The organism is Streptomyces sp. JJ38 (assembly GCF_019303475.1).
Lineage (GTDB): Bacteria > Actinomycetota > Actinomycetes > Streptomycetales > Streptomycetaceae > Streptomyces.
Genome location: NZ_JABLSI010000004.1, coordinates 136600 through 149630, shown reverse-complemented (window position 1 = coordinate 149630; position 13031 = coordinate 136600). Strand labels below are relative to the sequence as shown.

Below are 13031 nucleotides of genomic sequence, written 5' to 3'. Positions count from 1 at the left end.
GGCCCGGACCTCCGGACGGAAGCACGAGGACATCCCATGGCCGGGAACGCACCAGAGCGCATCGTCATCGAGAACTGCGCCATCGCCACCGTGGACGCGAACGACACCGAGTACGCGGCCGGACACGTCGTCGTCACCGGCAACGTCATCGAGTCGGTGGGCGCCGGCGCCGCCCCCGCGGGCCTGGAGAACGTCGTCCGCCGGATCGACGGCTCGGGGCACCTGGCCACCCCCGGCCTCGTCAACACCCACCACCACTTCTACCAGTGGCTCACCCGCGGCCTCGCCCAGGACGCCAACCTCTTCGACTGGCTCGTCGCCCTCTATCCGACCTGGGCGCGGATCGACGAGGAGATGGTCCACTCGGCCGCCCAGGGCTCACTGGCCATGATGGCCCGCGGCGGTGTCACCACCGCCATGGACCACCACTACGTCTTCCCGCGCGGCGGCGGCGACCTCCTGGGCGCCGAGATCCGCGCCGCCGCCGAGCTGGGCGTCCGCTTCACCGCCGCCCGCGGCTCGATGGACCGTGGCGCGTCGGACGGCGGCCTGCCGCCCGACTTCGCGGTCGAGACCCTCGACGGCATCCTGGAGGCCACCGAGGCCGCCGTCGACACCCACCACGACGGCTCCTTCGGCTCGATGCTCCACATCGCCGTGGCGCCCTGCTCGCCCTTCTCCGTCTCCACCGAGCTCATGCGCGAGGGCGCCGAGCTCGCGCGGCGCAAGGGAGTGCGGCTGCACACCCACGGCTCGGAGACGGTGGAGGAGGAGAAGTTCTGCCACGAGCTGTTCGGCATGGGCCCCACCGACTACTTCGAGTCCACCGGCTGGCTCGGTGACGACGTGTGGATGGCGCACTGCGTCCACATGAACGACTCCGACATCGCGGCCTTCGCCCGCAGCGGCACCGGGGTGGCCCACTGCCCCTCCTCCAACGCCCGGCTGGCCGCCGGTATCGCCCGGGTGCCGGACATGCTGGCGGCCGGGGTGCCCGTCGGCCTCGGCGTGGACGGCACGGCCTCCAACGAGTCCGGCGAACTCCACACCGAGTTGCGCAACGCCCTGCTCATCAACCGCCTCGGCGCCCACCGGGAGCGCGCGCTCAACGCCCGGCAGGCGCTGCGGCTGGGCACCTACGGCGGCGCCCAGGTACTCGGCCGCACGGCCGAGATCGGCTCGCTGGAGGCCGGCAAGCTCGCCGACCTGGTGCTCTGGAAGCTGGACGGCCTCGGCCACTCCACCATCGCCGACCCCGTCGCCGCTCTCGTCCTCGGCGCCGCGGCACCGATCACGCTGTCGCTGATCAACGGCAGGGCCGTCGTCGAGGACGGCCGGCTCACCACCGCCGACGAGGACACCATCGCCCGCGGCACCCGGGACCAGGCCCGCCGCCTGGCCCAGGTAGCGGCCGACGCGTCCTGAGGGACGCACCACCCGCGTCCCGGCTTGAGGGGACGCACCACCGGACTCCGGCCGGGAGGGACGGCTCCCGGCCGGTGGTTCAGGGTCCGAGCGGGGCCCTGAACGAACGGCCGGGGCGGGAGCGCGCCTACGGTACGCGCTCCCGCCCCGGTACCCCCGCCATGCTCCGTCGCCACCTCCCACACCCAGTTCCATCCACACCTCCCGGAAAACCTCGTGCCGCTTCCCCGGCGGCGCAGAAAGCAACAGGAGGACCGCGTGTCCGCTAGGCCCGGTACCGGTATTCGGAACGACGACAGTCAGGAGAAGGACAGCGAAAACGCGGACGGGGCGAGGCATCCCGTCGACGAGGTACTGCCACCCCTCAAGATGATCACCAGCGGGCTCCAGCACGTGGCCGCCATGTACGCCGGTGTCGTCGCCGTACCGCTCGTGATCGGCGCCGCCGCCCAGCTCGGCCCCGCCGACACCACGCTGCTCATGGCGGCCAGCCTGTTCACCGCGGGGATCGCCACGCTCCTCCAGACCCTCGGCATCTGGAAGGTCGGGGCCAGACTCCCGTTCGTCAACGGCGTCTCCTTCGGCGGGGTCGCCGCGATGACCGCCATCATCGCCGCCGAGGGCGGGGAGTCGGGGCTGCCCGTCATCTTCGGCTCGGTCATCGTCGCCGGGCTGCTCGCCTTCGTCGTCAGCAGCTGGTTCTGCAAACTCGTGCGGTTCTTCCCGCCCGTCGTCACCGGCAGTGTCATCACCCTGATCGGCCTGTCCCTGATGCCGGTCGCGTTCGGCTGGATAGCCGACGGTGCCGGTGGCGCGGACGGCGCCCCCGCGGGCAACATCGGCCTCGCCGCCGTCGCCCTCGTCATCACCCTGGCCGTGCGCCGCTACGCCCGCGGCTTCCTCCAGTCCATCGCCATCCTCTTCGGCCTGGTCAGCGGCACGCTGATCGCCGTCCCGCTCGGCATGGCGGACTTCTCCGGCCTCGGCGAGGCCGGTCTCGTCGGCTTCCCCACGCCCTTCCACTTCGGCGCCCCGCAGTTCTCGCTCCCGGCCATCGTCTCGATGTGCGTCGTGATGCTGGTGATCATGATGGAGTCGACGGCCGACATGATCGCCCTGGGCCGCATCGTCGACAAGCCGGCCGACGAGAAGGTCATCGCGGCCGGACTGCGTGCCGACGCCCTCGGCAGCGCCGTCGCCCCCGTCTTCAACGGCTTCGCCGCCAGCGCCTTCGCCCAGAACGTGGGCCTGGTGGCCATGTCCAAGGTGCGCAGCCGCTACGTCGTCGCCGTGGGCGGCGGCATCCTCGTGCTGCTCGGCCTGTGCCCGGTGGCCGCGGCGCTCGTCTCCGCCGTGCCGCTGCCCGTGCTCGGCGGCGTCGGCCTGGTGCTGTTCGGCACCATCGCCGTGAGCGGCATCCAGACCCTGGTGCAGGCGGGGCTGGACAAGGGGGAGAACGCGCTCATCGTCGCCGTGACCCTCGGCGTCGGGCTGGCACCCGAGATGGCGCACGGCTTCTACGAGCGCTTCCCCGACAGCGCCACGACCATCCTGGACTCGGGCATCAGCACCGGCTGCATCCTGGCCGTCCTGCTGAACCTGCTGTTCAACCACATGGGCGCCCGCAAGGAGGCTTCGCCGCCCCCGGACGGCGGTGCCACCGTCCCCCACCAGGCGGCGGCCGCGCCCCTGCACTGAGCCTCTTCCCCGCGCCCCCAGGGGCGCGGGGAACCGCGCGACCAGCCACGACGCTCGTGCGTCCTGGAACGGCGGAGCGGGGCACCCCGTGCCCAGGGGCGCCGGGTGCCCAGGGGCACCCGGCGCTGCGCCTGCCAGCCCTGCGCCTTCGCGCAGACCTCCCAAGCGCCGCGGACTACGCGCCGCAGGAGCGCAGGAACCGGCGGGTGCGCCGGGCGATGGGCAGCGGGCGGTCGGGCGGGCACGGATACATGTCCTGCTCCACGATGGCGAAGAGATCCACGTCCAGTCGCTGCGCCGCCTCCAGGACCGGCTCCAGCGGCGGCTCGCCCAGCGGCGGTTCGCACATCACCCCCTGCCGCACGGCCGGGCCGAACGGGGTGCCCCGCGCCACGACGTCGGCCAGCACCGCCGGATCCACCTGCTTGAGGTGCAGATAGCCGACGCGCTCCCCGTACGTCCGGATGAGCCGCACGCTGTCGCCGCCGCAGTAGGCGTAGTGCCCGGTGTCCAGACACAGGTTCACCAGGTCGGGGTCGGTCGCGTCGAGGAAGCGGGCGACGTTCTCCTCGGAGTCGATGTGGGTGTCCGCGTGCGGATGGACGACGACCTCCAGTCCGAACTCCTCGCGCACCCGCCGGGCCAGCCGCTCGGTGCCCGAGGTCAGCTCCCGAAACTGCCCGGGTGTCAGCTCGGGCGGCTCGATCGGCTCGGCCGTCCGGTCGTCCCGCCAGAACGCCGGGATGGCCACCAGGTGCCGGGCGCCCATCGCCCGCGTCAGGGCCGCGACCCGGGAGACGTGGGCCCACGTCTCCTCCCATACGCCGGGGCCGCGGTGCAGGGCGGTGAAGACCGTGCCTGCCGAGACCCGCAGCCCCCGCCGCTCCGTCTCGGCCCTCAGCCTGGCCGGATCGGTGGGCAGGTAGCCGTAGGGGCCCAGCTCGATCCAGTCGTAGCCGGCCTCCGCCACCTCGTCCAGAAACCGCTCCCAGGGCACCTGGTGCTCGTCCTCGGGGAACCACACCCCCCAGGAGTCGGGTGCCGAGCCGATCCGCAGCCGGTCCAGGGTGGGGCGGGTGCGGGGTGTCATCGTGGTGGGGTAGTGGTCATCGCTGCTGTCGCTGTTTCCGCTCTCGACGTCTCGGCGCATACCGGCATGGTGCGTGCCCCCGCCCGACGGCGTCGACCGACCCCCGAGAAGGAGCCCCGCATGCCCCGGCCGCTGGACGTCATCACGATGGGCCGTATCGGTGTCGACCTGTACCCCCTGCAGACGGGGGTCCCCCTGCCCCGCGTCGAGTCCTTCGGGAAGTTCCTCGGCGGCTCCGCCACCAACGTCGCCGTCGCCGCGGCCCGGCTGGGCCGTTCGGCCGCCGTCATCACCCGTACGGGCCAGGACCCCTTCGGGGAGTACTGCCACCAGGCCCTGCGGGAGTTCGGCGTCGACGACCGCTGGGTCAGGCCCGTGCCCGCCTACCCGACCCCGGTCACGTTCTGCGAGATCTTCCCGCCCGACGACTTCCCGCTCTACTTCTACCGCTGGCCCAAGGCCCCCGACCTGGAGATCCACGCCGACGAGCTGGACCTGGACGCCATCACCGTCAGCCGCGTGTTCTGGACGACCGGCACCGGCCTGAGCGCCGAACCGAGCCGCACCGCGACCCTGCACGCCTTGGAGGCCCGCGCCCGGCGCGGCGTCACCGTCCTCGACCTCGACTGGCGGCCGATGTTCTGGCCCCACGGGGACGCCGAGGCCGCCCGCCCCCGCTACCGGGACGCCCTCGCCCTCGCCACCGTCGCCGTCGGCAACCTGGCCGAGTGCGAGGTCGCCACCGGGCGGAGCGAGCCCGCCGACTGCGCCAAGGCGCTGCTCGACGCGGGCGCCGAACTCGCCGTCGTCAAGCGGGGACCGCACGGCGTGCTCGCCGTCCACCGCGACGGCACCGAGGCCGAGATCCCGCCGCACCCCGTCGAGGTCGTCAACGGCCTCGGCGCCGGGGATGCCTTCGGCGGCGCCCTCTGCCACGGTCTCCTCGCCGGCTGGGACCTGAAGCGGGTGCTGCGCTATGCCAACGCCGCCGGCGCCCTCGTCGCCTCCCGGCTGGCCTGCTCCGCCGCCATGCCCACGCCGGACGAGGTCGAGGCGCTGCTCGCCTCGTGACACCCGCGATCGGGCCGCCGCGCGGCGCTGCGCGGTAGAACGGACGGAAACGGGGAGGCTGATGCCCATGAGCGACATCGGAGTGCACCTGAGCGCGGGCCGCGCCGCACGCGGCCCCTACGCGCTCGACATCGACCCGCACACCGCGGGCTGGGCCCACAGCTCGCTGCGCGTCATCGAGTTGCCCCCGGGCGGCACGCACACCTACGCCACCGGCGACAGCGAGTGGATCGTCCTGCCGCTGAGCGGTTCCTGCACCGTCACCGCCGAGGGGCTGACCTTCGAGCTCGAGGGCCGGGCGAGCGTGTTCGAGGGCGTCACCGACTTCGCCTACGTGCCCAGGGACAGCGAGGTGACGGTGGCCAGCGCCGGCGGCGGACGGTTCGCGCTGCCCGGAGCCCGCTGCGCCGCCCGGCTCCCTGCCCGCCACACCCCCGCCACGGCGGTCCCCGTCGAACTGCGCGGCGCCGGCCGGTGCTCCCGGCAGGTCAACAACTTCGCCGCCGCCGACGTCTTCGCGGCCGACCGGCTCATCGCCGTCGAGGTCCTCACCCCGGGCGGCAACTGGTCCTCCTACCCGCCGCACAAGCACGACGTCCACGAACCCGGGCGGGAGTCGCGGCTGGAGGAGGTCTACTACTTCGAGATCGCCCCGCACGAGGGCACCGCCGGCCTGGGCTACCAGCGCGTCTCGCCGTCCGGGCACGGCCGCGGCACCGACGTCCTGGCCGAGGTCCGCAGCGGGGACGCCGTACTCGTCCCGGACGGCTGGCACGGCCCGTCCATCGCCACCCCCGGCCACACCCTGTACTACCTCAACGTCATGGCCGGCCCGGACGACGAGCGCGCCTGGCTCATCCGCGACCACCCCGACCACGCCTGGATCCGCGACACCTGGAGCGGCGCCGAGGTGGACGAGCGGCTGCCCTTCTACGGGGAGGCACGATGACCCCGACCCACAGACTCACCGTCGCCCAGGCCCTCGTCCGCTTCCTCGCCGCCCAGCACACCGAGCGGGACGGCGTGCGCCACCGGCTCGTGGGCGCCACCTGGGGCATCTTCGGCCACGGCAACGTCGCCGGGATCGGCCAGGCGCTCCTGGAGCACCGCCGCGCCATGCCGTTCCTGCAGGGCCGCAACGAACAGGCCATGGTGCACGCCGCCGTCGGCTACGCCCGGCACAGCGCCCGGCTGAGCACCCAGGCCGTGACGACGTCCATCGGCCCCGGCGCGACCAACCTCGTCACCGGCGCCGCGCTCGCCACCGTGAACCGGCTGCCCGTCCTGCTGCTGCCCGGCGACACCTTCGCCACCCGCGTCGCCGACCCGGTGCTCCAGCAGCTCGAAGTCCCCTACGCCGGCGAGGTGTCCGTCAACGACACGCTGCGACCCGTCTCCCGCTACTTCGACCGGATCGCCCGCCCCGAGGCCCTGGTCCCCGCCGCGCTCCAGGCCGCGCGGGTGCTCGCCGACCCCGTCGAGACCGGCGCCGTCACGCTCGCCCTCCCGCAGGACGTCCAGGCCGAGGCGTTCGACTGGCCGGCGGACTTCCTCGCCGAGCGGGTCTGGCCCGTGCGCCGCCCGCCGCCGGAGCCCAAAGCGCTGGCCGAGGCCGCCCGCGCCGTCCGGCGCGCCCGCCGGCCCCTGCTCGTCGCGGGCGGCGGCGTCCACCACAGCGAGGCCGAGGAGGCCCTGCGGGCCTTCGCGGACGCCACCGGCATCCCCGTCGCCTGCACTCAGTCCGGCAAGGGCTCGCTGCGCCACGACCACCCCGCCGACGTCGGCGGCATCGGCCACACCGGCACCGCGACCGCCGACGACCTCGCCCGCAGGGCCGATCTCGTCCTCGGGGTCGGCACCCGCCTCACCGACTTCACCACCGCCTCCGGCACCCTCTTCGCCCACCCGCAGGTCCGCTTCGTGGGTCTCAACATCGCCCCGTTCGACGCCCACAAACAGGCGGCCACCGCGCTCGTCGCCGACGCCCGGGCCGGGCTCGACGCCCTGCGGCAGGCCCTCGCCGGCCACCGGGTCAAGCCGGACTACGTCGCCGAGTACCGCGAGGCGAAGGCCCGTTGGGAACGCCGCGTCGACGCCGCCTACGCCGCTTCGGACACCGCCGCGCGTCCCACCCAGAGCCAGGTCCTCGGCGCGCTCGACGCCGTCGTCGACGACACCGACGTCATCGTGGCCGCCTCGGGCTCGCTCCCCGGCGACCTGCACAAGCTCTGGCGGGCCCGCTCACCCCGCCAGTACCACCTGGAGTACGGCTACTCCTGCATGGGCTACGAGATCCCCGGCGCCCTCGGCGTACGGCTGGCCGCCCCCGGCACCCCGGTGTGGGCCCTCGTCGGCGACGGCGCCTACCTGATGATGCCCACCGAGCTCGTCACCGCCGTCCAGGAGGGGCTGAACGTCAACCTGCTGCTGATCCAGAACCACGGTTACGCCTCCATCGGCGGACTGTCGGAGGCCACCGGTGCCGAACGGTTCGGCACCGACTACCGCTACCGGGACGCCGAGGGAGGCTACACCGGCGACCCGCTGCCGGTGGACCTCGCCGCCAACGCCGCCTCCCTCGGCCTCGACGTGATCCGCGCCGACACCGTGGCCGACCTGCGCGCCGCGCTCGCGGAGGCCCGCGCCTCCACCCACCCCACCTGCGTCCACGTGGAGACCGACCCGCGGTCCACCGCGCCCACGGCCCAGGCGTGGTGGGACGTGCCGGTGGCCGCCGTCGCCACCCGGGAGGCGGCGCTGCGCGCCCGGGCCGACTACCTCGGGGGAGCCGCCGCCCGCCGCCCGCACCTGTGACCGTTCCGCCGCGACCGGGAAGGCTGGACGCCATGCGCATCGGACTCATCGGAACGGGCCGGATCGGGGCCCTCCACGCCCACAACCTCAGCGAACTGCCGGGCGTCACCGAGCTGCTACTCGTCGACGCGGAGCACGCCCGCGCGGCGGCCGTCGCGGCGGAGACCGGAGCGCAGGCCCTGCCCTCGTCCCCCGAGCTGTTCGCCGCACGGCCGGACGCCGTCGTGATCGCCTCGGCCACGGACTCCCACCCCGGGCTGATCACGCGCGCCGCGCGGGCGGGGGTGCCCGCGTTCTGTGAGAAGCCCGTCGCCGCCGACCTGCCCGGCACCCGGGCGGCGCTGGCGGAGGTGGCGCGGGCGGGAACCGTCCTGCAGATCGGCTTCATGCGGCGCTTCGACGCCGCCTACGCCGCCGCGCGCGAGGCCGTGCGCGCGGGGCGGCTCGGCCGGCTGCACACCGTGCGTACGCTCACCGCCGACCCGGCCCCGCCGCCGGCGGGGTACCTCCCGCTCTCCGGCGGCATCTTCCGGGACTGTCTCGTCCACGACTTCGACGCCCTGCGCTGGGTGACGGGGCGTGAGGTCGTCTCGGTGTACGCGGCGGGCTCGGACGCCGGGCCGCCGATGTTCCGTCAGGCGGACGACGTCGACACCGCGGCCGCCCTCCTCACCCTGGACGACGGCACCCTGGTGACGGCCACCGGCACGCGGATGAACGGCGCCGGATACGACGTGCGGATGGAGCTCGCGGGGGAGCGCGACCAGATCGCCGTCGGGCTGGGCCCGCGCACCCCGCTCCGCTCGGCGGAGCCGGACGCCGCGCCGCGCGGGGCGGCGGCCTGGCAGGGCTTCCTGGACCGGTTCGCTCCCGCCTACCGGGCCGAGCTGGCCGCGTTCCTGGACGTCGTGCGGGGGCGGCGGGACAACCCCTGCGAGGGCGCCGAGGCCCTGCGCGCGCTGCGCATCGCGGAGGCCTGCGAGGCCTCCCGCCGCACGGGGCGCCCCATCACCCCGTAGTCCCCGCGCGGCGGACGACCCCTTGATCCCAGGCACACGCGTGCGGGCCGGGGCCGTCGTCGTCCGACCCGGGGCGCTCAGCCCAGCAGCTCGTACGCGGGCAGGGTGAGGAAGTCGGCGTAGTCGCGGTCCAGGGACACCCTGAGCAGCAGGTCGTGGGCCTGCTGCCACTGGCCGGAGGCGAAGGCCTCCTCGCCGGCCTCCTCCCGGATGGCGGCCAGCTCGCGGGCGGCGACCTCGCGCACGAGCTCGGCCGTCGCCCGCTGCCCGTCCTCGAAGACGACGCCCGCGTCGACCCACTGCCAGATCTGCGAGCGGGAGATCTCCGCCGTGGCGGCGTCCTCCATCAGGCCGAAGATGGCCACGGCGCCCAGGCCGCGCAGCCACGCCTCAATGTAGCGGATGCCGACCTGGACGGCGTCGACGAGCCCCTGGTACGTCGGCCGGGCGTCCAGCGAGTCGATGGCGATGAGGTCGGCGGCCGAGACCCGGACGTCCTCGCGCAGCCGGTCCTTCTGGTTCGGACGGTCGCCGAGGACCGCGTCGAACGAGGCCCGCGCGACGGGGACCAGGTCAGGGTGGGCGACCCAGGAGCCGTCGAAGCCGTCCCCGGCCTCGCGCTCCTTGTCGTTGCGCACCTTCGCCAGCGCCCGCTCGTTGGCCTCGGGGTCCCGGCGGTTGGGGATGAAGGCCGCCATGCCGCCGATGGCGTGGGCGCCGCGCTTGTGGCAGGTGCGCACGAGCAGTTCCGTGTACGCGCGCATGAACGGGGCCGTCATCGTCACGGCGTTGCGGTCGGGCAGGACGAACCTCTCCCCGCCGTCACGGAAGTTCTTGACGATGGAGAACAGGTAGTCCCAGCGGCCCGCGTTGAGCCCGGAGGCGTGCTCCCGCAGCTCGTAGAGGATCTCCTCCATCTCGTAGGCCGCGGTGATCGTCTCGATCAGGACGGTGGCGCGCACCGTGCCCCGCGGAATACCGAGGTAACTCTGGGCGAAGACGAAGATGTCGTTCCACAGCCGCGCCTCCAGGTGCGACTCGGTCTTCGGCAGGTAGAAGTAGGGCCCCTTGCCGAGGTCCAGCAGCCGCTGGGCGTTGTGGAAGAAGTACAGCCCGAAGTCGACCAGGGCGCCGGGGACGGCCCGGCCGCGCACCTGGAGGTGGCGCTCGTCCAGGTGCCAGCCGCGGGGCCGCATGACGACGGTGGCCAGCTCCTCGGCCGGGCGCAGCGCGTAGGACTTGCCGCGGGCGTCGGTGAAGTCGATGCGGCGCTCGTAGGCGTCGATCAGGTTGGCCTGGCCGTCGACGACGTTGGCCCAGGTGGGGGCGGAGGCGTCCTCGAAGTCGGCGAGCCAGACCCGGGCGCCCGAGTTGAGCGCGTTGATGGTCATCTTCCGGTCGGTCGGACCGGTGATCTCGACCCTGCGGTCCTCGAGCGCGGCCGGGGCCGGGGCGACCTGCCAGTCGCCGTCCCGGATGTGCGCGGTCTCGGGCAGGAAGTCCAGGGTGCTGGTCCGGGCGATCTCCGCCCGGCGCTCGGCCCGGCGGGCCAGCAGCTCGTCACGACGGGCGGTGAACCGCTCGTGAAGTTCGGCGACGAACGCCAGCGCGGCCTCGGTGAGCACCTCGTCCCGCCGGGCGGGGGCCCGGTCGGGGTCGACATCGACGATGGCCAGCGGTGACGGCGCTGGTGCGGACATGGGCTGTCACTCCTCTTGGGTCTCCGAACGACCCTGCCACGCTGCCCCCTGGGGACGGTAAGGGGCCGGTGCCTGGGACCGCCGGACTTCCGTGCTCGTGGTACGCGCATGCGGCACGGGGTGCCACACGCCTTCGAAAGTGGAGAGTAGTTTCCTCATGGTGGAACTTCAATAGTTTGTTGACATCAAGATGGACGATGTCGAGAAGACCGAGGTCGAGATACCGCTGCCCGCGCGGTGACACGGCCGCCGCCGGGGGCCAGCAGGCTGCCCGCCCACCCCAGCAGGAATCCGGCGGGGATCGCCAGCAGAGCCGTGGACCGCAGCCCGATCCACTGGAGGTCGCGGTCCGGCAGCAGGGAGTCCGGCGAGCCGGAGAAGGCGGCCGAGACGAGGAACAGCACGACGGTGCACAGCAGGCCGCCGTAGACGGTGCACAGCAGACCCGTCCGGTTGAAGCGCCGCCAGAACATCCCGTACAGACAGGCGGGCAGGACCGTGGCGGCGGCCAGGGAGAGCGTCAGGTGGATCAGCCCCTGCACGTTGTAGCCCTGGAGCGTCACGGTGACGACGACGCTCAGTGACCCCACGGCGGCCACCGACCAGCGCGCCGCACGCACCCGGTCCCGCTCGGTGGCGCGGTCCCCGCGCACCGCGTGGGCGTACACGTCATGGGCCAGCGCCGCGGCGGCACTCAGCGCGATGCCGGCCACGACGGCCAGGACGGTGACGAAGACCGTACAGGCCACCGCGACGAACAGGGCGCTGCCCGCCTTCCCCTCGCCCAGCTCCGCCGCGAGCAGCATCAGCGACGCCTGGCCGCTGCCGTCGACGGCCGTGATGGCGCGGCCGCCGACGACCGCGGCGGCGCCCAGCCCCGCGATGACGACGAAGCAGCAGAAGACGGCGACGAGGGTGACCGCGCGCTGCGTGGCCTCGCGGGCGGCGGCTCCGCTCCCCGCCGTGCCGATCCGCATGAGGATGTGCGGCATGCAGGCACCGCCCAGGACGATGCTGAGCTGCAGGCCGAGGAAGTCCAGTCGTCCGGTGGCGTCCGTCCCCAGCGCCCGGCCGGGGTCGAGATAGGTGTCGGGGCTGCCGCTGCCCTGTGCCGCGGCGGCGAGCAGGGCGGCGGGGCTCCAGTCGAAGTGCTGCAGGACCCAGACGGCGAGCGCGGCCATGGTGGTGAAGGCCACGGTCACCTTGACGATCTGGACCAGACTGGTGCCCTTCATCCCCCCGAGCACGGTGTAGAAGACCATGAGCACGCCGATGAAGGCCGTGCAGACCTGTTCCGCCCCCGGATTGCCGAGCCCGATGAGCAGGGCCGTGGCGCGTCCGGCCGCGGACAGCTGGACGACGAGGAAGGGCAGGGAGATCGCGAGGGCGATGACGGCGGCGGCGATCCGCGCCGCGGGCCCGGGCGAGCGCAGCGCGAAGACGTCGCCGAGTGTGTAGCCGCCCGCCCGGCGCAGGGGGCCCGCGACGAGGAGGAGGCCGCCGAGGGCCAGGGCGGTGGCGACGGCCAGGGCCATGCCGTCGTACCCGCTCAGCGCCACGAACCCACTGGTCCCCAGGAGGGTGGCGGCCGACAGGTAGTCCCCGGCGAGGGCGAGCGCGTTCTTGCGGGGCGACAGCGACCGGTTTCCGGCGTAGAAGTCGGCCGTGTCGTCGCCCTCCGGCCCGGCCATGACGCACAGCAGCAGGGACAGGGCCACGAAGGCCAGGAAGGAGATGAGGACCAGCTCGCGCTCCTGCGCGTCGACGGCGCCCACGGCGAGCTGCCCGGCGTCGAACCCGGTCATCCGGCCCGCCCCGCCTCGCGCGCGGCGTACGGGTCGACATGGCGGCTGCACATGACGTCGAACCACCGGGCCGTGACCAGCAGCGCCGCGAGCTGCCCGCCGCACAGCAGCATGCCCGCGGACAGCCCGCCGAACACGGGGGTGCCCATCGCGTCGCCGCACACCGCGGCGAGAAGCGCCGTGACGAGCAGGCCCGAGCCGTTGACCGCGACGCACCGCTGGCGGAGGGCGGCGAGCGTGCGGCGCGGCTCGCCGGGCGCGGCCGGGGCCTCGACGCCCGCGCCCGGTACCCCGGCGCGATGCGCGCCGCGGTGTGGCCTGCGGTGTGCGGGAGGTGGGGGATGGGGCATGGGCGGTCCTCGGGCTGGGGCGTGTTCGGTGAGCTCGCGGGCGGTCTGGGCGGGGTGCG

The 13031-nt window shown here is 73.9% G+C and carries 10 protein-coding genes; 6 read left to right on the top strand and 4 right to left on the bottom strand.

Annotation, left to right across the window (positions count from 1 at the left end; translation table 11 throughout):
* The first annotated feature begins 36 nt into the window (after window positions 1-36).
* Both HPT28_RS03340 and HPT28_RS03335 read left to right on the top strand, forming a co-directional pair.
* Window positions 37-1425, top strand: coding sequence for an 8-oxoguanine deaminase (locus tag HPT28_RS03340; RefSeq protein WP_219089020.1), 1389 nt, complete (start codon window positions 37-39; stop codon window positions 1423-1425).
* A 369-nt stretch (window positions 1426-1794) separates the two neighbouring features.
* A complete protein-coding gene (locus HPT28_RS03335) occupies window positions 1795-3123 on the top strand; it encodes a nucleobase:cation symporter-2 family protein (RefSeq protein WP_219089111.1) in 1329 nt (442 codons plus the stop codon).
* Window positions 3124-3298: 175 nt separating this feature from the next.
* Here the strand turns inward: HPT28_RS03335 and HPT28_RS03330 are convergent, their stop codons facing one another.
* Window positions 3299-4213 carry a sugar phosphate isomerase/epimerase gene (locus HPT28_RS03330; protein ID WP_219089109.1) on the bottom strand — a complete coding sequence of 305 codons (915 nt, stop codon included), beginning with the start codon at window positions 4211-4213 and terminating at the stop codon, window positions 3299-3301.
* Between the two features lie 120 nt (window positions 4214-4333).
* Between HPT28_RS03330 and iolC the strand changes: the two genes are divergently transcribed.
* The 4 genes from iolC (at window position 4334) to HPT28_RS03310 (ending at window position 9117) form a co-directional block, all read left to right on the top strand.
* Window positions 4334-5284 carry a 5-dehydro-2-deoxygluconokinase gene (iolC, locus tag HPT28_RS03325; RefSeq protein ID WP_219089018.1) on the top strand — a complete coding sequence of 317 codons (951 nt, stop codon included), beginning with the start codon at window positions 4334-4336 and terminating at the stop codon, window positions 5282-5284.
* Between the two features lie 67 nt (window positions 5285-5351).
* Window positions 5352-6233: a 5-deoxy-glucuronate isomerase gene (iolB, locus tag HPT28_RS03320; protein WP_374226909.1), complete on the top strand. Its 882-nt coding sequence runs from the start codon at window positions 5352-5354 to the stop codon at window positions 6231-6233.
* Window positions 6230-8098 carry a 3D-(3,5/4)-trihydroxycyclohexane-1,2-dione acylhydrolase (decyclizing) gene (iolD, locus tag HPT28_RS03315; RefSeq protein WP_219089014.1) on the top strand — a complete coding sequence of 623 codons (1869 nt, stop codon included), beginning with the start codon at window positions 6230-6232 and terminating at the stop codon, window positions 8096-8098. The genes iolB and iolD overlap by 4 nt, the downstream gene beginning before the upstream one ends.
* A 32-nt stretch (window positions 8099-8130) precedes the next feature.
* Window positions 8131-9117: a Gfo/Idh/MocA family oxidoreductase gene (locus HPT28_RS03310; protein WP_219089012.1), complete on the top strand. Its 987-nt coding sequence runs from the start codon at window positions 8131-8133 to the stop codon at window positions 9115-9117.
* Between the two features lie 77 nt (window positions 9118-9194).
* On the opposite strand, the gene aceB is transcribed toward HPT28_RS03310, so the two are convergent.
* The 3 genes from aceB to HPT28_RS03295 all read right to left on the bottom strand — a co-directional run bounded on the left by aceB (window position 9195) and on the right by HPT28_RS03295 (window position 12972).
* The gene (gene aceB / locus HPT28_RS03305) at window positions 9195-10817 is read right to left on the bottom strand and encodes a malate synthase A (protein WP_219089011.1); all 1623 of its coding nucleotides are present in this window, start codon (window positions 10815-10817) and stop codon (window positions 9195-9197) included.
* Between the two features lie 185 nt (window positions 10818-11002).
* Window positions 11003-12622, bottom strand: coding sequence for a cation acetate symporter (locus tag HPT28_RS03300; protein ID WP_219089009.1), 1620 nt, complete (start codon window positions 12620-12622; stop codon window positions 11003-11005).
* Window positions 12619-12972, bottom strand: a complete 354-nt coding sequence (locus HPT28_RS03295) for a hypothetical protein (RefSeq protein WP_219089007.1) — start codon at window positions 12970-12972, stop codon at window positions 12619-12621. Before HPT28_RS03295 ends, HPT28_RS03300 begins: the two co-directional genes overlap by 4 nt.
* Window positions 12973-13031: the final 59 nt, after the last annotated feature.